This window comes from Salmonella sp. SAL03688 (genome assembly GCF_046551895.1).
Lineage (GTDB): Bacteria > Pseudomonadota > Gammaproteobacteria > Enterobacterales > Enterobacteriaceae > Salmonella > Salmonella enterica.
In genome coordinates this window covers 1-22,085 of the sequence record NZ_JBGDVI010000024.1, presented here as the reverse complement: position 1 = coordinate 22,085, position 22,085 = coordinate 1, and the positions used below count along the sequence as shown (strand labels likewise).

The 22,085-nt window shown below is 52.9% G+C and carries 27 protein-coding genes and 1 pseudogene; 16 read left to right on the top strand and 12 right to left on the bottom strand.

Annotated elements, in window-relative coordinates:
* Positions 1-36: 36 nt before the first annotated feature.
* From flgG to flgB, 6 genes are read right to left on the bottom strand one after another with little or no spacing between them, the layout of a single operon-like run.
* On the bottom strand, positions 37-819 hold the full coding sequence (gene flgG, locus ACLJR2_RS19855; protein WP_000625851.1) for a flagellar basal-body rod protein FlgG: 783 nt from the start codon (positions 817-819) through the stop codon (positions 37-39).
* Between the two features lie 13 nt (positions 820-832).
* Positions 833-1,588 carry a flagellar basal body rod protein FlgF gene (locus tag ACLJR2_RS19850; protein WP_000349276.1) on the bottom strand — a complete coding sequence of 252 codons (756 nt, stop codon included), beginning with the start codon at positions 1,586-1,588 and terminating at the stop codon, positions 833-835.
* Positions 1,589-1,608: 20 nt separating this feature from the next.
* A complete protein-coding gene (gene flgE, locus ACLJR2_RS19845) occupies positions 1,609-2,820 on the bottom strand; it encodes a flagellar hook protein FlgE (protein ID WP_000010567.1) in 1,212 nt (403 codons plus the stop codon).
* A gap of 26 nt (positions 2,821-2,846) precedes the next feature.
* Positions 2,847-3,545, bottom strand: a complete 699-nt coding sequence (gene flgD / locus ACLJR2_RS19840) for a flagellar hook assembly protein FlgD (RefSeq protein WP_000020450.1) — start codon at positions 3,543-3,545, stop codon at positions 2,847-2,849.
* Between the two features lie 11 nt (positions 3,546-3,556).
* On the bottom strand, positions 3,557-3,961 hold the full coding sequence (flgC, locus tag ACLJR2_RS19835) for a flagellar basal body rod protein FlgC (RefSeq protein WP_001196448.1): 405 nt from the start codon (positions 3,959-3,961) through the stop codon (positions 3,557-3,559).
* 3 nt (positions 3,962-3,964) lie between these two features.
* Positions 3,965-4,381 (bottom strand): flagellar basal body rod protein FlgB, encoded by a 417-nt coding sequence (flgB, locus tag ACLJR2_RS19830; RefSeq protein ID WP_000887043.1) that lies wholly within the window; start codon positions 4,379-4,381, stop codon positions 3,965-3,967.
* Between the two features lie 156 nt (positions 4,382-4,537).
* On the opposite strand from flgB, the gene flgA reads away from it, so the two are divergent.
* The 3 genes from flgA (at position 4,538) to flgN (ending at position 6,009) form a co-directional block, all read left to right on the top strand.
* Positions 4,538-5,197, top strand: a complete 660-nt coding sequence (gene flgA, locus ACLJR2_RS19825) for a flagellar basal body P-ring formation chaperone FlgA (protein ID WP_001194073.1) — start codon at positions 4,538-4,540, stop codon at positions 5,195-5,197.
* Between the two features lie 91 nt (positions 5,198-5,288).
* Positions 5,289-5,582 (top strand): flagellar biosynthesis anti-sigma factor FlgM, encoded by a 294-nt coding sequence (flgM, locus tag ACLJR2_RS19820; RefSeq protein ID WP_000020893.1) that lies wholly within the window; start codon positions 5,289-5,291, stop codon positions 5,580-5,582.
* Between the two features lie 4 nt (positions 5,583-5,586).
* The gene (gene flgN, locus ACLJR2_RS19815; RefSeq protein ID WP_000197547.1) at positions 5,587-6,009 is read left to right on the top strand and encodes a flagella biosynthesis chaperone FlgN; all 423 of its coding nucleotides are present in this window, start codon (positions 5,587-5,589) and stop codon (positions 6,007-6,009) included.
* Between the two features lie 81 nt (positions 6,010-6,090).
* Here the strand turns inward: flgN and murJ are convergent, their stop codons facing one another.
* The 4 genes from murJ to rimJ form a co-directional block, all read right to left on the bottom strand.
* Complete coding sequence (murJ, locus tag ACLJR2_RS19810) at positions 6,091-7,626, bottom strand: murein biosynthesis integral membrane protein MurJ (RefSeq protein ID WP_001537775.1); 1,536 nt, start codon at positions 7,624-7,626, stop codon at positions 6,091-6,093.
* A gap of 303 nt (positions 7,627-7,929) precedes the next feature.
* Positions 7,930-8,853, bottom strand: a complete 924-nt coding sequence (locus ACLJR2_RS19805; RefSeq protein ID WP_001259725.1) for a Gfo/Idh/MocA family protein — start codon at positions 8,851-8,853, stop codon at positions 7,930-7,932.
* Position 8,854: 1 nt separating this feature from the next.
* Positions 8,855-9,502, bottom strand: coding sequence for a YceH family protein (locus ACLJR2_RS19800; RefSeq protein WP_000873047.1), 648 nt, complete (start codon positions 9,500-9,502; stop codon positions 8,855-8,857).
* A 35-nt stretch (positions 9,503-9,537) separates the two neighbouring features.
* Positions 9,538-10,122: a ribosomal protein S5-alanine N-acetyltransferase gene (gene rimJ / locus ACLJR2_RS19795; RefSeq protein WP_000468204.1), complete on the bottom strand. Its 585-nt coding sequence runs from the start codon at positions 10,120-10,122 to the stop codon at positions 9,538-9,540.
* A gap of 236 nt (positions 10,123-10,358) precedes the next feature.
* On the opposite strand from rimJ, the gene mdtH reads away from it, so the two are divergent.
* The 10 genes from mdtH (at position 10,359) to ACLJR2_RS19745 (ending at position 17,768) form a co-directional block, all read left to right on the top strand.
* Positions 10,359-11,567, top strand: a complete 1,209-nt coding sequence (gene mdtH / locus ACLJR2_RS19790; RefSeq protein ID WP_000092177.1) for a multidrug efflux MFS transporter MdtH — start codon at positions 10,359-10,361, stop codon at positions 11,565-11,567.
* Positions 11,568-11,630: 63 nt separating this feature from the next.
* A complete protein-coding gene (gene grxB / locus ACLJR2_RS19785) occupies positions 11,631-12,278 on the top strand; it encodes a glutaredoxin 2 (protein WP_000780893.1) in 648 nt (215 codons plus the stop codon).
* Between the two features lie 124 nt (positions 12,279-12,402).
* Complete coding sequence (locus tag ACLJR2_RS19780; RefSeq protein WP_000713052.1) at positions 12,403-12,963, top strand: lipoprotein; 561 nt, start codon at positions 12,403-12,405, stop codon at positions 12,961-12,963.
* A gap of 103 nt (positions 12,964-13,066) precedes the next feature.
* On the top strand, positions 13,067-14,113 hold the full coding sequence (gene pyrC / locus ACLJR2_RS19775; protein WP_000126587.1) for a dihydroorotase: 1,047 nt from the start codon (positions 13,067-13,069) through the stop codon (positions 14,111-14,113).
* A gap of 73 nt (positions 14,114-14,186) precedes the next feature.
* Positions 14,187-14,432 carry a DNA damage-inducible protein I gene (dinI, locus tag ACLJR2_RS19770; RefSeq protein ID WP_001217763.1) on the top strand — a complete coding sequence of 82 codons (246 nt, stop codon included), beginning with the start codon at positions 14,187-14,189 and terminating at the stop codon, positions 14,430-14,432.
* A gap of 289 nt (positions 14,433-14,721) precedes the next feature.
* Positions 14,722-14,976 carry a biofilm formation regulator BssS gene (gene bssS / locus ACLJR2_RS19765; protein ID WP_000414441.1) on the top strand — a complete coding sequence of 85 codons (255 nt, stop codon included), beginning with the start codon at positions 14,722-14,724 and terminating at the stop codon, positions 14,974-14,976.
* 112 nt (positions 14,977-15,088) lie between these two features.
* Positions 15,089-16,207, top strand: a complete 1,119-nt coding sequence (gene solA, locus ACLJR2_RS19760; protein WP_000872770.1) for an N-methyl-L-tryptophan oxidase — start codon at positions 15,089-15,091, stop codon at positions 16,205-16,207.
* 40 nt (positions 16,208-16,247) lie between these two features.
* Complete coding sequence (locus ACLJR2_RS19755) at positions 16,248-16,361, top strand: YceO family protein (protein WP_001253282.1); 114 nt, start codon at positions 16,248-16,250, stop codon at positions 16,359-16,361.
* 262 nt (positions 16,362-16,623) lie between these two features.
* Positions 16,624-17,196 carry a cytochrome b gene (locus ACLJR2_RS19750; RefSeq protein ID WP_001159791.1) on the top strand — a complete coding sequence of 191 codons (573 nt, stop codon included), beginning with the start codon at positions 16,624-16,626 and terminating at the stop codon, positions 17,194-17,196.
* Entirely contained in the window at positions 17,193-17,768 is a 576-nt protein-coding gene (locus tag ACLJR2_RS19745) for a YceI family protein (protein WP_000739886.1), read from the top strand. The genes ACLJR2_RS19750 and ACLJR2_RS19745 overlap by 4 nt, the downstream gene beginning before the upstream one ends.
* 51 nt (positions 17,769-17,819) lie before the next feature.
* Here ACLJR2_RS19745 and ACLJR2_RS19740 read toward each other — a convergent pair whose 3' ends face one another.
* Positions 17,820-18,872: a rhodanese-related sulfurtransferase gene (locus tag ACLJR2_RS19740; RefSeq protein ID WP_001144639.1), complete on the bottom strand. Its 1,053-nt coding sequence runs from the start codon at positions 18,870-18,872 to the stop codon at positions 17,820-17,822.
* 219 nt (positions 18,873-19,091) lie between these two features.
* On the opposite strand from ACLJR2_RS19740, the gene ACLJR2_RS19735 reads away from it, so the two are divergent.
* From ACLJR2_RS19735 to ACLJR2_RS19725, 3 genes are all read left to right on the top strand, one after another.
* Positions 19,092-20,012: a Kdo(2)-lipid IV(A) acyltransferase gene (locus ACLJR2_RS19735; RefSeq protein WP_000163972.1), complete on the top strand. Its 921-nt coding sequence runs from the start codon at positions 19,092-19,094 to the stop codon at positions 20,010-20,012.
* A gap of 154 nt (positions 20,013-20,166) precedes the next feature.
* Positions 20,167-21,381, top strand: coding sequence for a multidrug efflux MFS transporter MdtG (gene mdtG / locus ACLJR2_RS19730; RefSeq protein WP_000075053.1), 1,215 nt, complete (start codon positions 20,167-20,169; stop codon positions 21,379-21,381).
* Positions 21,382-21,462: 81 nt separating this feature from the next.
* On the top strand, positions 21,463-21,837 hold the full coding sequence (locus ACLJR2_RS19725; RefSeq protein WP_001534912.1) for a MysB family protein: 375 nt from the start codon (positions 21,463-21,465) through the stop codon (positions 21,835-21,837).
* Here the strand turns inward: ACLJR2_RS19725 and ACLJR2_RS19720 are convergent.
* Positions 21,838-21,996, bottom strand: a pseudogene (locus ACLJR2_RS19720) (YceK/YidQ family lipoprotein); the annotation flags it as partial. It lies immediately after the preceding gene.
* Positions 21,997-22,085 lie beyond the last annotated feature (89 nt).

Sequence of the window (22,085 nt, the reverse complement as noted above, 5' to 3'; positions counted from 1 at the left end):
TCAGGGAGCCGGTGGCGTATCCCCACCGGCGGCCCCTTAGAGTTGCGTCAGTTTCTGCAGCATCTGATCGGTCGTCGATACTGCTTTACTGTTAATTTCATAGGCGCGTTGAACCTGAATCATGTTCACCAGCTCTTCCGCCACGTTAACGTTCGACGTTTCGACATACCCTTGATACAACAACCCCGCGCCGTTGAGCCCCGGCGTGCTTTCGTTCGGCGCGCCGGACGATTGCGTTTCGATATAGAGGTTCTCGCCGATGCTTTCCAGCCCGGTGTCGTTCATAAAGGTGGTCAGGTTAAGCTGCCCGACCTGAACCGGCGCGGCCTGCCCCTGCTGGGTAACGCTGACCACGCCGTCGCGGCCAATCGTGATGCTTAACGCGTTGGCCGGAATGGTGATTGCCGGCTGCACCTGAAAACCGCCCGCCGTCACCAGTTGACCATTCTGATCCACCTGGAAAGAGCCGTCGCGGGTATAGGCAGACGTACCGTCCGGCAGCATGACCTGGAAAAAGCCCTGCCCTTTAATCGCCACATCTTTACTGTTGTTGGTCTGCGACAGGTTCCCCTGACTGTGCAGGCGCTCCGTGGCGACCGGACGCACGCCGGTACCGATTTGCAGCCCGGAAGGCAGCGTCGTCTGCTCGGACGACTGCGCGCCCGGCTGGCGGATGGTCTGATACAACAGATCTTCAAATACCGCGCGCTGACGCTTAAAACCATTGGTGCTGACGTTTGCCAGGTTATTGGCAATCACATCCATATTGGTTTGCTGCGCATCCAGACCGGTTTTGGCGATCCATAATGAACTGATCATAAAATGTCCTGTATTAACTCATCGACAGCAGTTGGTTAGCTCGCCCTTCGTTCTCATCTACGCTGGTGATAACCTTCATCTGCATTTCAAAACGACGTGCGTTGGCGATCATGTCGGTCATGGCTTCAACCGGCTTGACGTTACTGCCCTCCAGCACGCCCGACATAATGCGAATTGACGGGTCGGCGGCCAGTACCGCCCCGCGTTCAGCCTGTGCCTCGGCGGTAAGGCGGAATAAACCGTCATCGCTCCGCTGCACCTCATTGCCTTCCGCTTTGACCAGCTTCAGTCGCCCAACGGGCGCCACCGTGTTTGGCGGGTCGCCGGGATTGAGCGCGGAGATCGTGCCGTCTGCCGCAATGGTGATTTCCGCCCCTTCAGGAACGGTAATCGGGCCGCCTTCGCCGATAACCGGATGTCCCTGAATGGTTAACTGCCCGGTCGGACCCACCTGGATATTCCCGTTACGGGTATATCCTTCAGCGCCATCCGCCGCTTGCACTACCAGCCAGCCGTCCTGCTGTAACGCGACATCCAGCGGACGGGAGGTGTAGTCCAACTGACCCGGGGTCATATCCGCCCCGGGCGTCGACGCCGTAACCAGCGTGCGCGTTGCTAAAGAGAGGCCATCAACGGGCACCGCGCGTAACGCGTTAAGCTGCGCGCGAAAGCCCGGCGTTGAGGCATTAGCCAGGTTGCTGGCCGTTACCGCCTGCTGGTTAAGCGTCTGGCTGGCCGCCCCCATAGCGGTATAAATTGCGTGATCCATTAAGCTATCCCGTCAGGCGCTTAGCGCAGGTTAACCAGCGTATTGAGGATCTGGTCCTGAGTTTTGATGGTCTGCGCATTCGACTGGTAGTTACGCTGCGCGACGATCATATTCACCAGCTCTTTACTCAAATCCACGTTAGAGGCTTCCAGCGCGCCGTTCGTCAGCTTACCGAAGTTGCCGGAACCGGCAGTACCCAGCAGCGCAACCCCGGAGGCCTGCGTCGCCGCCCAGACGTTATCGCCCTGGGATGCCAGACCTTCGTTATTGGCGAAGTTAGCCAGCACAATCTGCCCCAGCACCTGCTCCTGCTCGTTGGAGTAGTTGCCAACCACGGTGCCGTCGTTGTTAATCTGGTAGCTCACCAGGTCGCCCGGCTTATAGCCGTTTTGATTGGTGGCGACGATGTTATTAGCCCCGGTGTTCTGCTGCATGGAGTTAAGGAAGCTGAGGGAGAAGGTGGCCGCTGTCGCGCCATTAATCGTACCGGTGGTGATGTTCACCGTACCGCCAGACTCCAGAATCCCGTTTTCATTGAATTTCAGCGTAGTGGACGCCGTTGTTGGCGCTGTGGCTGCAGGATCGCTGCTGTCATGGGTGTACACGGCCCATTCATTATCTTTGGTTTTCACAAAATAGACGTTCATGTCATGGGCATTACCCTGGCTGTCATAAACGGTGACGGTGCCTTTTTTGTTATACGAATCCGCATCACTCACGCTAAAGGGCGTTTTAGACGGTACAGGGTCCGTTGAGTTCAGGTTGATCTGCATTGACGCGGTGGTGGTCGATTTCGCCGCCATCAGCGTGTTCGGAATGGTGATCGGCGCAGGATTCGCCCCCTGCTGAATGGTCGGCGGCGTACCGGTGGCCGGATAGCCGGTCAACTGCATCCCCTGCATATTGACCAGGTTACGGTTCTCGTCCAGTTTGAACTGGCCGTTGCGGCTATAGAACACGGAACCGTTGCTGTCTACCAGGCGGAAAAAACCGTTCTGGCTAATCGCGACATCCAGCCCGCGCCCGGTGTTCGTTGTCGTACCGTCGGTAAAATCCTGGGTAATCCCCGCCACTTTTACGCCCAGCCCCACTTTGGAACCGGCGAACATATCGGCAAATGATGCCGTACCGGACTTAAAGCCATAGGTGGCGGAGTTGGCGATGTTATTACCGATAACATCAAGGTTGGTGGCCGCAGCGTTCAGGCCGCTAACCGCTTGAGAAAAAGACATGACTGACTCCTGATAAGTGTAAGGGCTTAGATTATTTGCCGAACTTCGTCGAGTGTGGTGGTGCCGTAGGTACCCAGATCCAACAGGTTGCCGTTACTGCCCTTCGTCACGCCCTGTACCAGAGCGAATTGCAGCGGCTGCGCCACCAGTTGCGTCCCGCCATTGCTGGCGGTAATCGCAATGTTGTAAGAACCATTCGGTACCGTTGTTCCGTCCGTTTGCTTACCATCCCAGGTAAAGGTGTGTACCCCGGCTCGCAACTCACCGATCTCCAGCGTCCGTACCACCCGGCCATCTTTATCGGTAATGGTTGCCGTCACTTTGTCCGCAGGCTGTTGCAATTCCACGCCAAACGGCGTCGTGGACGTCACGGCCCCTTCTTCCGCGCCTTTACCCGCCAGAATTGTGGTGCCAGGCACCATAACGCCATGTCCAATCAGCGTGGTCGCCTGTAGGGACTGACTATTATCGATTTGCCCGGAAATAGCCCCCAGCGTCGTATTCAGTTTTTCAATGCCGCTCACGGTACTGATTTGCGCCAACTGCGTCGTTAACTCATTATTTTGTAATGGGTTAGTCGGGTCCTGGTTCTTCAATTGCGCGACCAGTAAGGTCAGGAAACTGCTTTGCAGATCGGCAGCGTTGCTTCCGGTCATCGATCCGCTGCCGGTCGTCGTTTTGACGCCCGTGTTGGTCGGGTCATTCATATTTACGGCAATAGACATACGCGCCTCCTTTACTGGCCTAATGTCAGCGTTTTAAGCATCATGCTTTTTACGGTATTCAGGACTTCGATATTTGCCTGATAGCTGCGCGAGGCTGACATCGTGTTAACCATTTCGCCGACCACATCGACGTTGGGCATTTTGACGTAACCATTAGCGTCCGCCAGCGGATTGCCTGGTTCATAAACCAGCTTTTCCGGTGCCTGACTTTCAATCACGCTGGCGACCTTTACCCCGCCAGTGGCTTGACCCGGCGCGGCGTCCACCTGAAAAACCACTTGTTTGGCGCGATAAGGCTGTCCGTCCGGGCCGGTGACGCTATCCGCATTCGCCAGGTTACTGGCCGCAACGTTCAACCGCTTGGACTGCGCGGCAAGCGCCGATCCGGCAATATCAAAAATGTTTAACAGCGCCACGAATTAGTTTCCTCCCTGTAGCACATTCATCATGCCTTTGAGTTGGCTACCCAGAACGGTAAGCCCCATCTGATATTTGAGACTGTTATCCGCAAACTGCGTACGTTCCCTGTCCATATCTACGGTGTTACCATCCAAAGAAGGCTGATCGGGTACGCGATAAAGCAGATCCACTGCGGGAGAAGAGACCGCCTGGGCGGGAATATGGTGAGAGGAAGTCAACGTTAACGCGACGCCGCCGGTTTCTTCCCGTCCACGCACCATCACCTTTTTTAACTCACTGGCAAAATCAATATCGCGCGCCTGATACCCCGGCGTATCGGCATTGGCGATATTCGCCGCTAATATTTCCTGACGTTGCGCGCGCAGATTTAGCGCTTCCTGCTGAAATCGTAAGGCGGCATCGAGCCTGTCGAGCATATCTCCTCCGCAAATGGCAAAATTCAGCCGACAGCTTAAATGCCTTCACGCGCGCGTTATCGCCGGAATAAACGCAAAATGCGTCGCTATTTATTGCGTTGATGCTTGCTTCACACGGGTAGAATCCTGTCATGACATCAACCAGGGGGAAGTACCATGCAAACGTTAAAACGAGGATTCGCCGTGGCGGCTTTGCTGTTCAGCCCCCTGACAATGGCGCAGGACATCAACGCCCAGCTGGCCACGTGGTTTTCCCAGCGTCTGGCTGGCTTCAGCGACGAGGTGGTTGTCACGCTCCGTTCATCGCCCAATCTGCTGCCGAGCTGCGAGCAGCCAGCCTTCAGCATGATGGGCAGCGCGAAGCTGTGGGGCAACGTCAATGTGGTGGCGCGCTGCGCCAATGAAAAACGTTATTTGCAGGTGAATGTGCAAGCGACCGGCAATTATGTCGCCGTTGACGCGCCCATCGCGCGCGGCGGAAAATTGACGCCGGCCAACGTCACGCTAAAACGTGGCAGGCTGGATCAGTTACCGCCGCGGACGGTACTGGATATCCGTCAGATTCAGGATGCCGTCAGTTTGCGCGATCTCGCTCCCGGGCAGCCGGTACAGCTTACGATGATACGTCAGGCCTGGCGCGTCAAAGCGGGGCAACGAGTACAGGTCATCGCCAATGGCGAGGGGTTCAGCGTCAATGCGGAAGGTCAGGCGATGAATAATGCCGCCGTCGCGCAAAATGCGCGCGTGCGCATGACATCGGGTCAAATCGTGAGTGGAACCGTCGATTCTGATGGGAATATTCTTATTAACCTATAATTGTGTAAAGATTTTGTCGCGGCTGCCGATGAGATATTCAACCATGATGGTAGCTGGCCGCTACAACGTAACCCTCGATGAGGATAAATAAATGAGCATTGACCGTACCTCACCTTTGAAACCCGTTAGCACTGTCCAGACGCGCGAAACCAGCGACACGCCGGTACAAAAAACACGTCAGGAAAAAACGTCCGCCGCGACGAGCGCCAGCGTAACGTTAAGCGACGCGCAAGCGAAGCTCATGCAGCCAGGCGTCAGCGACATTAATATGGAACGCGTCGAAGCATTAAAAACGGCTATCCGTAACGGTGAGTTAAAAATGGATACGGGAAAAATAGCAGACTCGCTCATTCGCGAGGCGCAGAGCTACTTACAGAGTAAATAAGCGTATGACTCGTTTGTCAGAAATACTTGACCAGATGACCACCGTCCTGAATGACCTGAAGACGGTGATGGACGCCGAGCAACAACAGCTTTCCGTAGGCCAGATTAACGGCAGCCAGCTACAGCGTATTACAGAAGAAAAAAGCTCGTTGCTGGCGACGCTGGATTATCTGGAACAACAGCGCCGTCTGGAGCAGAATGCGCAGCGTAGCGCAAACGATGACATTGCAGAGCGCTGGCAGGCGATTACCGAAAAAACGCAGCATCTTCGCGACCTCAACCAGCACAACGGCTGGCTGCTGGAAGGGCAAATCGAGCGTAATCAACAGGCGCTGGAGGTGCTGAAACCTCACCAGGAGCCGACCTTGTACGGGGCTGACGGTCAGACTTCCGTCTCTCACCGCGGCGGTAAAAAAATTTCTATCTAATCATTGCCGGATGGCGACGTTGCGCCTTTCCGGCCTGAATGCCTTGTAGGCCTGATAGCACAGCGCTATCAGGCACTGAATTTACGCCGTCCGGCGAACAAACTCTTTCACTTTAAAGCCCAACACGGCAAGCGCGGCGAAATAGGCCGCGATACCCGCAATCACTACCGCCATCAAACGTAGCAAACGCCATAACATCGACCCTTGCGACCACTCCGGCATAATATGCAACACGCCGAACAATACGGCAGCCATCACCAGTACGGAAATGATCAGACGCATCAGGAACCACATCCAGCCCGGTTGTGGCGTAAAGATATTCTGTTTGCGCAGTTGCCAGTACAGCAGCGACGCATTGAGACATGCCGCCAGACCAATAGAGAGCGACAGCCCGGCGTGTTTCAGCGGTCCAATAAACGCCAGGTTCATTAACTGCGTCATGATTAACGTCACGATGGCGATTTTCACCGGCGTTTTAATATCCTGGCGAGAATAGAAGCCCGGAGCCAGCACTTTTACGACGATCAAGCCAATCAGCCCCACCGAATAGGCGATTAACGCCCGCTGCGTCATTGCCGCATCAAAGGCGGTGAATTTACCGTACTGAAACAGCGAGACCGTCAGCGGCTTCGCCAGAATGCCTAACGCTACCGCGCTCGGCAACGCCAGTAAAAAGCACAAACGCAGCCCCCAGTCCATCAGGCGGCAGTACTCATCATGATTGCCGCTGGCAAAGCTTTTCGACAATGACGGCAACAGGATGGTCCCCAACGCCACGCCCAGCACGCCGGACGGGAACTCCATCAACCGATCGGCATAGTACATCCATGAGACCGAGCCGGAGGCCAGAAACGAGGCGAAAATGGTATTGATGATAAGGGAGATCTGACTGACGGAAACGCCCAAAATCGCCGGCCCCATCTGTTTGACCACCCGCATCGCCCCAGTGTCGCGAAAGTTAATGCGCGGCAGCACCAGCATACCGATCTTTTTCAAATACGGAAGTTGATACACCAGTTGCAGCACGCCGCCGACGGTGACTGCCCAGGCTAACGCCAGCACCGGCGGATTAAAGTATGGCGCGGCGAATAATGCAAAACCGATCATGCTGATATTAAGAAATGTCGGCGCAAAAGCAGGAATAGAGAAGCGATTCCAGGTGTTGAGAATGGCGCCAACCAGTGAAGCCAGCGAGATCAGCAGAATATAGGGAAACGTAATCCGCAGCAGTTGCGTCGTCAGCGCGAATTTATCCGCAGTATCGGCAAAACCCGGCGCGGTTACCATAATCACCCACGGGGCGGCCAGCATACCGGCCACCGTCACGACGGCCAATGCCAGCGTCAACAGGCCGGAAACGTAAGCGACAAAGATCCGCGTCGCTTCTTCACCCTGCTTGCTCTTATATTCCGCCAGGATAGGCACAAAGGCCTGAGAAAAAGCGCCTTCGGCAAAGATCCGGCGTAGTAAATTAGGGAGTTTAAACGCCACAAAAAAGGCGTCGGTCGCCATCCCTGCGCCAAAAATTCTGGCGACAATCGCATCACGGGCAAAGCCCAACACGCGTGAAAACATAGTCATCGAGCTGACGGCAGCCAGCGATTTCAATAAATTCATTTCTTTTGTATTCCAGACCCTGGCGTAAAACTCCTGCATGGCTGATCCATCGACCGGATAACGCAACTTCTGCCGTATCCGGCTGTATCACCGCGCCTGACGGCGACGTTAAAACGTCTTATCAGGCCTTACAGACTCCCTACGGTTTGCCATTATTCACTGTGAAAAGAGGTATTATGTAGAGTGGGCATATATACCCGCCATACTTCGAGCTGCATGTGCGTTAGCTTTTCTGCAACTCGAATTATTGAGGGTATAGTACCTGGATTACGATGAATTACTACCGCCAGATGTTACAGAGGGTTATTCGCTGATGGCGTCCCGCCACAGCGCCTCCACGACGCGCTGGGCCAAAATCGCCTGTTCCCCCGCCGTTTCCGGAACCGTCTGATTTTGTACGCAGTCAATGAAATGCCGCGCGCATCCGACAAAACCACGCTGCTCAAGCGTCGTTTGCCAACCCGGAATGGGTTTGATGAGAATACCCTGCCCGCGCTCTTCGCGCCATTCACGCATATCCGTCACGTCATACAACCCGCCGTCGGTGACGGCCTGGACCGATTCACGCTGACTTCCGGCGCGCCGGTGCATACTGGTGGTAATTTGTAGTTTGTCGGCGGAAAAATGATGTTCCGCATAGCACATTTCGCCGGACTCGCTGGTGAGCAACGTGCCGCTGGCAAGGCGCGCCTCGCCGCCCGCCAGCCACAGAGCGGTATCCACGACATGCAGATAGTCATCGAGCAAAGTAAAACGTAAGTCGTGCGGCCCGATGCTATCGGTACGATGTTTATCCATACGCAGTGACGCCGCAGTACCGAGGCGCGTCTTCAGTTCGCGGTACAGCGGCGCGAAACGGCGATTAAAGCCAACCATCAGCGTCAATTTTTTTTGCGCCGCCAGCGCCACCAGCCGTTCGGCATCACGTAGATTTTCCGCCAGCGGTTTATCCACGCAGACATGGACGCCGGCATTGAGAAGTTCGCTGACCACGGCATAATGGCTTGCGGTACTGGAGTGGACGAAGACCGCATCGCAGCCGGACGCTAAATTCGCCAGCGAATCCACATACGGTATGCGCCAGCTTTCGCAGATACGTAAGGCTTTATCCCGCGAAGGAGACCAGGCGCCCTGTAGCGTCCATCCGGCGGTGTTGGTTAATACCGGCAGCCAGGCCTTCTGCGCAATACCGCCTAATCCGACAATGCCAATCCGTAATGTTCTCACATTACTCTCCCAGGTGAGCTAACAAAGAATCCAGCCGCTGCTTTAACTCCGCCACTTCGCTTTCCAGCGCTTCGACGCGCGACTGAAGATCGCCCGACGCACTTTCCGGCGCAGACGTCTGGAGAGACAGTTCATCGACGTCGCCGCAAAAAAGGTGCATATAACGGCTTTCGCGCTTACCCGGTTCACGCGCCAGACGGACGACATACGGGCCGTCCTCACGACTGGCAAGCCGTTCCAGCGTGGATTCAACTTCCGCCATATCGCTGAATTCATGCATCCGCGACGCCCGACTACGCAACTCGCCGGGCGTTTGCGCGCCGCGCAGCAGCAGCGTAGTGACAAGCGCCACTTCCGCCGCGCTAAGTTTCAGATCGCCAAATTCGGAATTACAGAAACGCTGTTCATATTTGGTGACGCGATTGCCAAACCCGCTGACCGTACGCAAAAAGTGGCGTTTCACCAGGTTATCGAGCTGTTCTTGTACCTCTTGTTCCGTCAGGTTCATCACCGGTTCACGGTTGGTTTTCTGATTACAGGCTGTCACCACCCCGTTGACGGAAAGCGGATACTGTTCCGGCGTTGTCACCTGCTTTTCCAGCAGACAGCCAATCACTCGCGCTTCAGTGGCAGTTAATTCATATTTCATCGTTTTCTCCCTTTGCCTCTCATTCCGTAAGCCGCTCAACGCCCCGGCGTCCATAACGGCGTGGTTAACGCCGTCAGGACATGGTCGCGCCATTGTCCATCAATCAACAGGTAATCTTTCGCATAGCCTTCTTTTTCAAAGCCAAGCCGCGCCAGCAACGCGCCGCTACGTTTGTTGTGCGGCATATAGTTCGCCATGATACGGTGGATATGCTGAGTGCGCTGCATATAGCGAATCGCAGCGGTTAAGGCTTCAAACATCAGCCCTTGCCCCTGCCACTTCTGCGCAATGGAATAGCCCAGATAACAGGCATGAAAAGAACCGCGCACCACATTGGAAAAATTCGCCACGCCGATAATTTCTTTTTCTTCCGGATCAAGTAGCGCGAAATAGAAGGCGGAGCCCTGTTTGTGAAATTCACCGATCATTCCCAGACGCGCCTGCCATCCTGAAGGATAACAATGACTTTCATCACGGACCGGTTCCCAGGGTTTTAAAAAATGACGATTTTCCGCGTAATAATCGGCCAGACGCCAGGCATCACGCTCATGCACTAAACGTACCACCAGACGATCGGTGGTTAAGCGCACTTTTGGCACGTTACTACGATAGCCAAACATTCTATACCTACTCCTTCCTGTAACGTCTTCAGCACGCCAGTAACATTACTATACCTGCGCAACCAGGCTCTGTGAAAAGCGCAAATCGTCATTTTTTGAATTGCTGCCACTTTTTGATGAAAACTCTCGATTAAAAAGGACTTTTGATAAAAAAATATTGTCCCGCTAACGGTAGGAAAAAACGAAACGCCGCCGCAGAATAGAAGACGCTCATCTTTTATTTCCCGGGAGGGGAAATGTCGCGCGTCTCGCAGGCGAGGAACCTGGGTAAATATTTTCTTCTCATCGATAACATGTTGGTGGTGCTGGGTTTTTTCGTCGTCTTCCCGCTCATCTCTATTCGCTTTGTCGATCAAATGGGGTGGGCTGCCGTAATGGTAGGGATCGCGCTCGGCCTGCGTCAGTTTATTCAACAAGGTCTGGGCATTTTTGGCGGCGCCATCGCCGATCGCTTTGGCGCGAAACCGATGATTGTCACCGGTATGCTGATGCGCGCCGCAGGCTTTGCCACCATGGGTATCGCGCATGAGCCCTGGCTCTTGTGGTTTTCCTGCTTTCTTTCCGGTCTCGGCGGTACGCTTTTCGACCCGCCGCGTTCAGCGCTGGTGGTCAAATTAATTCGTCCGGAGCAACGGGGCCGCTTCTTCTCTCTGTTGATGATGCAGGACAGCGCGGGCGCGGTGATTGGCGCGCTGCTGGGAAGCTGGTTGCTACAATACGATTTTCGCCTGGTCTGCGCGACGGGCGCTATTTTGTTCATATTATGCGCCCTTTTCAACGCATGGCTGCTTCCGGCCTGGAAGCTATCAACGGTCAGAACGCCGGTGCGTGAAGGAATGCGCCGCGTCATGAGCGATAAAAGGTTTGTCACCTACGTGCTGACGCTGGCGGGCTACTATATGCTGGCGGTACAGGTCATGTTAATGTTGCCGATTATGGTAAACGATATCGCCGGTTCGCCTGCTGCCGTGAAATGGATGTACGCTATAGAGGCGTGTCTCTCGCTGACGTTGCTCTACCCGATTGCCCGCTGGAGCGAAAAGCGTTTTCGGCTGGAGCATCGGCTGATGGCCGGTTTGCTCGTCATGTCGCTGAGCATGCTCCCCATCGGGATGGTGGGCAATTTACAGCAGCTTTTTACGCTTATTTGCGCTTTCTACATCGGCTCGGTTATCGCCGAACCGGCGCGCGAAACGCTCAGCGCGTCGCTCGCGGACGCGAGGGCGCGGGGAAGCTATATGGGCTTTAGCCGTCTGGGATTAGCCATTGGCGGCGCGATTGGTTATATCGGCGGCGGCTGGTTGTTTGATATGGGTAAAGCGTTTGCGCAGCCTGAACTACCGTGGATGATGCTCGGTATTATCGGTTTCATCACCTTTTTGGCTTTAGGCTGGCAATTTAGTCATAAACGCACGCCGCGCCGGATGCTGGAACCCGGCGCCTGATTTGATACCTGTCGCTATCTCCTCCATACTGGTCAGATACCGACAGTCAAATGGAGGAGAAACGTGAAGCTTTATATTTACGATCATTGCCCTTTCTGCGTTAAAGCCCGCATGATTTTCGGCCTGAAGAACATCCCCGTTGAACTTAACGTGTTACAAAATGACGACGAGGCGACGCCCACCCGGATGATTGGTCAAAAGATGGTGCCCATCCTGCAAAAAGATGATAGTCGCTACCTTCCTGAAAGTATGGATATTGTACATTATGTCGACAACCTCGACGGCAAACCGCTGTTAACCGGGAAACGCAATCCAGCCATTGAAGAGTGGTTGCGCAAAGTTAACGGTTACGTTAATCAGCTACTGCTGCCGCGATTTGCAAAATCCGCTTTCGATGAATTTTCTACCCCTGCGGCGCGCCAGTATTTTATCCGCAAAAAAGAAGCCTCATCTGGCAGTTTTGACAACCATCTTGCGCACTCTGCCGGACTGATTAAAAAGATCGGCGATGATTTACGTTTGCTGGATAAACTCATCGTACAGCCCAACGCCGTTAACGGCGAATTATCGGAAGATGATATTCATCTGTTTCCGCTTCTGCGTAATCTGACGCTGGTCGCCGGTATTCACTGGCCGACAAAAGTCGCGGACTATCGCGATAATATGGCAAAGCAGACGCAAATTAATTTACTCTCCTCAATGGCTATCTAACGCCCGCCAGGCGGCAACCCTTTCTTGCCGCCTTTTTCAGCTTTTTCTAGTGGCGCCATGTCCGCTGGCGCGACATACTGCTTTGTGTCAAGATTAGGGCACAGGCAACATGCTAAGGAACGCCATGAAAAAGTTTTTTTTTGCCGCTGCGCTGGTAGTTAGCGGCCTGTTAGTGGGTTGTAATCAACTTACGCAATACACCATTAGCGAACAAGAAATCAATCAAGCGCTTGAAAAACGGAATAATTTCTCAAAAGATATTGGTCTGCCCGGCATTGCCGACGCGCATATCGTATTGACTAATCTTGCCAGCCAGATTGGTCGGGAAGAGCCTAATAAAGTCACCCTTACTGGCGATGCCAGGCTGGATATGAATTCCCTGTTTGGCAGTCAAAAAGCGGCGATGAAACTCAAGCTAAAAGCCCTGCCGGTCTTTGATAAAGAAAAAGGCGCCATCTATCTTCAGGAGATGGAAGTAGTAGACGCCACCGTGACGCCGGAGAAAATGCAATCGGTGCTACAAACGCTCCTGCCTTATTTAAATCAGTCTTTACGTAGCTACTTTAACCAGCGGCCCGCTTACGTGTTGCGTGAGGACAGCAGTAAAGGCGAAGCGTTAGCGAAGAAACTCGCGAAAGGCATTGAAGTTAAACCTGGTGAAATCGTTATTCCTTTCACCAATTGATTTCGGAGGGCGCGCTCGCGCCCTTTTTTTACGTGCAAACGAAAACGTTTCCGCTTATCCTTTGTTTCCGGCAAAAAGACTATTCCTCAGCCGGAGCTTATTAATGACTGCACCATCCCAGGTTTTAAAGATCCGCCGCCCGGACGACTGGCACGTTCACCTTCGCGATGGCGACATGTTAAAAACGGTCGTACCCTATACCAGCGAAATTTATGGTCGCGCTATCGTGATGCCGAACCTGGCGTCCCCCATCACGACCGTTGATGCAGCGATCGCCTACCGCCAGCGTATTCTCGATGCGGTGCCCGCCGGGCATGATTTCACGCCGTTAATGACCTGCTATTTAACGGATTCGCTCGATGCCGATGAACTGGAGCGTGGTTTCCATGAAGGCGTATTTACTGCGGCTAAGCTTTACCCGGCCAATGCCACCACTAACTCCAGTCATGGCGTAACGTCAGTCGACGCTATCATGCCGGTACTGGAGCGGATGGAAAAACTCGGAATGCCATTGCTGGTCCACGGTGAGGTGACCCATGCGGATGTTGATATCTTCGATCGCGAAGCGCGTTTTATCGACACCGTAATGGAACCGCTACGCCAGCGTCTGACCGCGCTTAAAGTGGTCTTTGAGCACATCACGACCAAAGATGCCGCGCAGTATGTACGTGACGGCAACGACTACCTGGCGGCTACCATTACGCCTCAACATTTAATGTTTAACCGTAATGATATGCTGGTCGGCGGCATTCGTCCTCACCTGTACTGTCTGCCGATTCTGAAACGCAATATTCACCAACAGGCGTTACGCGAACTGGTTGCCAGTGGTTTTACGCGCGCCTTCCTGGGGACGGATTCAGCGCCGCATTCACGTCATCGTAAAGAGACCAGTTGCGGCTGCGCCGGTTGTTTCAACGCCCCCTCCGCCCTTGGCAGTTATGCCGCCGTGTTTGAGGAAATGAACGCGCTGGCGCACTTTGAAGCGTTCTGTTCACTGAATGGCCCGCAATTCTATGGCCTGCCGGTGAATACGGGGTGGGTGGAACTGGTTCGCGATGAACAACAGGTACCGGAAAATATCGCGCTGGCTGATGATTCGCTGGTGCCTTTTTTAGCGGGTGAAACAGTACGCTGGTCAGTAAAAAAATAAAAAATGCGCTTACCTGTTGCTATATATTGGATTTAACTGTATATATATCCAGTATATTCAACAGGGGGCCATTATGCGTATTGAAGTCACTATAGCCAAAACGTCACCTCTGCCTGCCGGTGCGATTGATGCGCTGGCGGGCGAACTCTCCCGCCGTATTAGCCATCATTTTCCTGAGAATTTGGGTAACGTCACCGTGCGTTACGCTACCGCCAACAACTTGTCCGTCATTGGCGCATCAAAAGAGGACAAAGAACGCATTAGCGAGATTCTCCAGGAGACCTGGGAGAGCGCTGATGACTGGTTCATCAATGAATAAAAAATGATATGCAGTGATGTATGTTTGCCGGGTCGCCCCGGCTTTTTTATTTGCGCAACTGATGAATATTTCGCCTGACCGTCAAAATAATTGCACAACATCCTAAAAAAATATGAATGAACTGCCGCTTTATTGTTCATATAATTCTTAAAAAGAGAAATTTATCCTCCGGTCTCTTTAAAAACGCAGTGAATAGCCTTATTAATTGGTATACTGAAGTTGCTTCAGAAGAAAAACACGCATTGAACCTCGAGAACCGTTGTCTTATAACACGTACCAGGGGGGCATGATGGAAAAGAATAATGAAGTCATTCAGACCCATCCGCTTGTAGGATGGGACATCAGCACCGTCGATAGCTATGATGCGCTGATGCTGCGTTTACACTACCAGACCCCAAATCGTCCGGAACCGGAAGGGACTGAAGTTGGTCAAACGCTCTGGTTAACAACAGATGTAGCCAGGCAATTTATTTCAATATTAGAAGCCGGCATCGCCAAAATAGAATCAGGCGATTACCAGGAAAACGAGTATCGTCGCCATTAGCGTGACGCGCTCCCCCTCTCTCAGGCACCGTAAGGTGCCTCACTTATTTCTGGCTTGTATATCTCAGCGCAGTTATTTACCCTGAAATCATCGCGATAGCAGAGAGAAGCTGATGAAATACGACCTTATTATTATCGGCAGCGGTTCGGTTGGCGCCGCCGCTGGTTATTACGCCACCCGCGCCGGGCTAAAGGTCCTGATGACCGATGCGCATATGCCGCCTCATCAACAGGGCAGCCACCACGGCGATACCCGTCTTATCCGCCACGCTTATGGTGAAGGCGAAAAATATGTCCCACTGGTGCTTCGCGCCCAGGCACTTTGGGATGAACTCTCCACACACAATGAAGAGCCTATTTTTGTCCGCTCCGGCGTCGTTAACCTCGGCCCGGCCGATTCCGCTTTCTTAGCCAACGTCGCACGAAGCGCGCAACAGTGGCAATTGAACGTCGAGCGCCTGGACGCGACGGCCCTCATGACGCGCTGGCCGGAAATTCGCGTGCCCGAAAATTATATCGGGCTGTTTGAAGCTGACTCCGGTTTCCTGCGCAGCGAATTAGCCATTACCACATGGCTTCGTCTGGCCCGAGAAGCAGGCTGCGCACAGCTATTTAACAGCCCGGTAAGCCATATTCACCATGATGATAACGGTGTGACGATAGAGACGAGTGAAGGCAGCTACCACGCCAGCAAGGCGCTAATTAGCGCGGGCACCTGGGTCAAAGCGCTGGTACCGGAGCTGCCCGTTCAGCCCGTACGTAAAGTTTTTGCCTGGTTTAAGGCGGATGGACGTTACAGCACTAAAAACCGCTTTCCGGCCTTTACCGGCGAAATGCCCAACGGCGATCAATATTACGGCTTCCCGGCGGAAAACGACGAGTTAAAAATCGGCAAACACAATGGCGGACAGCTAATACAGGCTCCGGAAGAGCGCAAGCCCTTTGCCGCCGTTGCCAGCGATGGCGCGGAAGCATTTCCTTTCCTGCGTAACGTACTGCCGGGTATCGGCGGTTGTTTACATGGGGCGGCATGTACCTATGATAATTCGCCGGACGAGGATTTTATTATCGATACGCTGCCTGGCCATGAGAACACGCTTGTCATCACTGGACTCAGCGGACATGGTTTTAAATTCGCCCCGGTGTTAGGAGAAATCGCTGCGGATTTTGCGTTGGGAAAAACGCCCTCCTTTGATCTGACGCCGTTCCGGCTTTCCCGTTTTAGCCAATAATTTGTCGGCCCCGTAAAGGGGCTGTTTATTAAGGTAAGCTATGCGTCGTCTCTTTCATTTTCTGATGAATAATATTCGCGAACATTTCATGCTTTACGTTATTCTTTGGTCGCTGCTGGCGGTGATGGATATTGTTTATCTCCTTTTCTTCTGATTGCTTTTCATTGACGTTAACTGACACTTCCTGAAAATTCCTCACTTTTTATTTCATAACGTTGAAGCACGACAATAATGCTAGTTCCTGCCGTTGCGCGGTTACAGGAGTGAAATATCTCGAAACTTCTGAAGCTGAACCGCAAACAACATCAAAATTATTGAAATAAAAATAAATATCATTCAAATTCTTATTTATAAGTTGCATTCGACGCTTTTCCACGCCATTTTCATTCTCTCGTGAAATATTCATTGGTGTGTTTATGCAATTTAAAAATACTCCACAGCGTTATGGCGTGGTTTCCGCCGCGCTCCACTGGCTGACCGCCCTGGTGGTCTATGGCATGTTTGCGTTGGGTTTATGGATGGTCACGCTCAGTTATTACGACGGCTGGTATCACCAGGCGCCGGAAATACATAAAAGTATTGGCATGTTACTGATGATGGCGCTGATCGTGCGTATTATCTGGCGGCTTTATTCGCCACCGCCCGTTGCGTTGACCAGCTATTCCCGTTTAACGCGCGCTGGCGCCGCCGCGGGTCATCTCCTCCTGTATCTCCTGCTCTTTGCGATAATCATTAGCGGCTACCTGATTTCCACCGCCGACGGTAAACCGATTAGCGTCTTTGGCTGGTTTGAGATTCCGGCCACGCTTACGGACGCGGGCGCGCAGGCTGACATCGCCGGAACGCTGCATCTGTGGTTTGCCTGGTCGCTGGTCATTATCTCGCTCTCGCATGGGGTTATGGCGCTAAAACACCATTTCATCGATAAAGACGACACACTGAAACGTATGACAGGAATGTCGTCATCTGACTATGGAGCTCAAAAATGAAAAAGAACCTGCTGGGATTCACCCTCGCATCCTTGTTATTCACGACCGGTTCCGCCGTGGCGGCGGAGTATAAAATTGATAAAGAAGGCCAACATGCGTTCGTCAATTTCCGCATTCAGCATCTGGGCTACAGCTGGCTATACGGCACCTTTAAAGATTTCGACGGCACGTTCACTTTTGACGAAAAAAATCCGTCGGCCGACAAAGTGAACGTGACCATTAACACCAATAGCGTCGACACTAACCATGCCGAACGTGACAAACACCTGCGTAGCGCGGAATTTCTTAATGTTGCGAAATTCCCGCAGGCAACCTTCACCTCTACCAGCGTGAAAAAAGAGGGCGATGAACTGGATATTACCGGCAATCTGACGCTCAATGGCGTGACTAAACCGGTGACGCTGGAAGCGAAGCTGATGGGCCAGGGCGACGATCCGTGGGGCGGTAAGCGCGCGGGCTTTGAGGCCGAAGGAAAAATTAAGCTGAAGGATTTCAATATAACTACCGATCTCGGCCCGGCCTCACAAGAGGTTGAGCTTATCATCTCAGTAGAAGGCGTTCAGCAGAAGTAACGCCTGGCGAAATGCCGGATAGCGGCCTTTACGCTGCTATCCGGCAAGATATTACTCAGCCGGATCGGGAATGCTCAGTTTGCTATTAAGCCGACCACGAGATTTATTAAAAATTTTGTTGCCGTTCTCGCGACCCGCACGACGTCGGCGCTGTTCTTCCTCCGGCAAGGCCAACTCTTCACAGCATTGTTCACTACAGCAGCCGTTAAATTTACTGGCGCACTGCGGACACTGGATAAACAGCAGATGGCAACCGTCGTTTTTGCAGTTGGTATGGCTATCGCAGGGCGCGCCGCACTGATGGCAATGCGCGATAACCTCATCCGAGATTCGTTCGCCCATTCGCTCATCAAATACAAAATTTTTGCCGATAAAGCGAACGGGAAGCCCCTGCTCGCGCGCGCGACGGGCGTACTCAATGATGCCACCCTCAATATGCCAGACTTTATTGAAACCGTTGTGTTTCATCCAGGCGCTGGCTTTCTCACAACGAATACCGCCGGTACAGTACATCACTATCTTTTTATCTGCATGTTCCCGCAGCATTTCAACCGCTTTTGGCAACTGTTCACGAAACGTATCCGCCGGGATTTCCAGAGCATTTTCGAAATGGCCAACTTCATACTCATAGTGGTTGCGCATATCAATAAAGACCGCGTCAGGATCGTCCAGCATCGCATTCACATCTGCCGCCTTCAGATAATCGCCGACATTACTGGCGTCAAAACTCGGATCGTCAATACCGTCAGCAACGATACGGTCGCGAACTTTCATACGCAGCACCCAAAATGACTTTCCGTCATCCTCCAGCGCGATATTTAAACGCACCCCGTCCAGCGCGGGGTCGAACGTATAAAGCTGTTGACGAAAGGTCTCGACCTTGCTTTGCGGCACGCTGATTTGCGCATTGATGCCCTCATGCGCCAGGTAAACGCGACCAAAAACGTCCAACGCCGTAAACACCTGATACAACGCGTCCCGCGTCTGTTGCGGCGAGGCGATAGTGAAATATTTATAAAAAGAAATTGTCGTACGCGGCTCGCTTTCCGCCAGCATTTTGGCTTTCAGCTCGTCATTAGAGATGCGGTTGTGTAACACTGGCATGGTGTACGTATCCTGCAATCAGCAAAAAATAAAGTGGGCAGGCATGATAAGGCAAGTCTCGCCAATTTACATCCACACATTTTGCGCTACATTTCCTGCTTTACACTAAATAATTAACAACAATTGTCGATTTAATCGCCACTCTCCTGCTACATATTTTTGCTCAACGCAAAAAGATGCGAGAATACGGGGAATTGTTCGTTGAAAGACAGGATAGAAATGACGAAGTTGCCTAAGTTCTCCGTGGCCTTACTGCACCCGCGCTATTGGTTAACCTGGTTGGGTATAGGCGCGCTTTGGTTGGTCGTGCAACTCCCCTACCCGGTCATCTATAAATTGGGTTGCGCATTGGGCCACCTGGCGCGACGCGTAATGAAACGCCGCGCGAAAATCGCCTATCGCAACCTTGAATTATGCTTTCCGGAAATGAGCGCGCAGGAACGCCACACCATGGTGGTCAAAAACTTTGAATCCGTCGGTATGGGCGTGATGGAAACCGGCATGGCCTGGTTCTGGCCCGATCGGCGAGTGAACCGCTGGATGGAAGCGAGCGGTCTGGAGCATATCCGTGAAGTTAAGGCGCAGGGGCTGGGGTTCATTCTGGTAGGAATACATTTTCTTACCCTTGAGTTTGGCGCCCGCATGTTTGGTATGCATAACCCGGGTATCGGAGTTTATCGCCCGAATGATAATCCGTTGCTCGACTGGTTACAGACCTGGGGACGCTTACGCTCCAATAAATCGATGTTGGATCGCAAAGATCTGAAAGGCATGGTTAAGGCATTGAAAAGCGGCGAATTGATCTGGTATGCGCCGGATCACGATTACGGCCCGCGCGCCAGCGTTTTTGTACCATTATTCGCTGTCGACCAGGCTGCCACGACCTCCGGTACCTGGATGCTCGCGCGCATGTCTAAAGCCTGTATTATCCCCTTCGTGCCTCGCCGTAAACCCGATGGAAAAGGCTACGAACTGATCATTCTTCCTGCGGAATATTCGCCTCCGCTGGAGAACGCAGAAGCGACTGCCGCATGGATGAATAAGATTGTTGAGCAGTGCATTATGATGGCGCCAGAGCAGTATATGTGGTTGCATCGCCGCTTTAAAACTCGCCCTGAAGGCGTACCGTCGCGCTATTGACAGGATTGCAGCCGTCAGGCTGCAATTTTTCCCCTCTTTTAGCTTTAAAAGCTCCCCACATTGCGAGGCTGGTAAGGTCGGCGCATAATTATAATTAGTACGCTCATAATTAAATTGATGATAGCGCAAACCGCGCATCATACTGTGGAACGCTATGTCACCCTCTGATGTCCCCATAAACTGGAAACGCAATCTAACCGTTACCTGGCTGGGCTGTTTTTTAACCGGCGCGGCATTCAGCCTGGTCATGCCTTTTCTCCCTCTCTACGTTGAGCAACTCGGCGTAACAGGCCATAGCGCGCTCAACATGTGGTCCGGGCTGGTCTTTAGTATTACGTTCCTCTTTTCAGCTATTGCTTCCCCTTTTTGGGGCGGCCTGGCGGATCGTAAAGGGCGTAAGATCATGCTGTTGCGTTCCGCTCTCGGCATGGCCATTGTGATGCTGTTAATGGGCATGGCGCAAAATATCTGGCAATTTCTGATCCTCCGCGCGTTATTAGGCCTGCTGGGCGGATTTATTCCCAACGCCAATGCGCTCATCGCCACTCAGGTGCCGCGCCATAAAAGCGGCTGGGCGTTAGGGACGCTCTCTACTGGCGGCGTCAGCGGCGCTCTGCTTGGCCCACTTGCGGGCGGTCTGCTCGCCGACCATTACGGCCTTCGCCCGGTCTTTTTTATTACCGCCAGCGTTTTGTTTATCTGTTTTCTGCTCACCTTCTTTTTTATTCGCGAGAATTTCCTGCCGGTGAGCAAAAAAGAGATGCTTCACGTTCGGGAAGTGGTCGCCTCGTTAAAAAATCCCCGCCTGGTGTTAAGCCTGTTTGTCACCACGCTGATTATTCAGGTGGCGACGGGGTCTATTGCGCCCATCCTGACGCTCTATGTGCGCGAACTCGCGGGAAATGTCAGTAATATTGCATTCATTAGCGGGATGATAGCGTCCGTTCCCGGCGTGGCGGCATTACTTAGCGCCCCCCGGCTCGGCAAGCTCGGCGACAGAATTGGCCCGGAAAAGATCCTTATCGTCGCGCTGATTATTTCCGTACTGCTGCTGATTCCAATGTCTTTTGTGCAAACGCCGTGGCAGCTCGCGCTATTGCGGTTTCTGCTTGGCGCGGCGGATGGCGCGCTGCTGCCAGCCGTTCAAACTCTGCTGGTTTACAACTCTACCAACCAGATAGCCGGGCGCATATTCAGTTACAACCAATCTTTCCGCGATATCGGCAACGTCACCGGCCCTCTCATGGGCGCCGCAATTTCCGCGAGCTATGGCTTCCGCGCCGTATTCTGCGTCACGGCAGGCGTGGTGTTGTTCAATGCCATCTATTCATGGAACAGCTTACGACGGCGCAGACTGGCAATAGAATGATTTTTGCGCTTTCATACTTGCAATATCACAGAATCAGCTATTCTTTCCCTAAATACCTCGTCAAATCAAAGGGAGACACTGATGACCATGTATGCCACGCTGGAAGAAGCTATCGATGCAGCCCGGGAAGAATTTCTGGCTGACCATCCAGGCCTCGAACAAGATGAAGCGAATGTGCAGCAGTTCAACGTTCAGAAATATGTACTGCAGGATGGGGACATCATGTGGCAGGTCGAATTTTTCGCCGATGAAGGTGCAGATGGCGAATGTCTGCCGATGCTGAGTGGTGAAGCCGCGCAGAGCGTGTTTGACGGCGATTATGATGAGATAGAGATCCGCCAGGAATGGCAGGAAGAGAATACTTTGCATGAATGGGATGAAGGGGAATTCCAGCTTGAACCCCCGCTTGATACCGAGGAAGGCCGTACTGCGGCAGACGAATGGGATGAGCGTTAATTACTCATAAGGCCCGTGGTGAATATCGAGCGGCAGTAGCAGTGTATCGAAGATCAGTGAGAAGGGCAGATCGAGGATAGTGATATAGCGCCATGCGGAATCACGCATATCCCACTGCACGCCAGGGTAATACTGGTTGCCGTGTCCTTGTGGGAGTGTTAGAAATTCTGTGTCATTCCAGTAATATACAATCAAAAAGGAATGACACATGTCCCAGCCCTTCGATTTCGATAAAGCGCTTAAGGCAC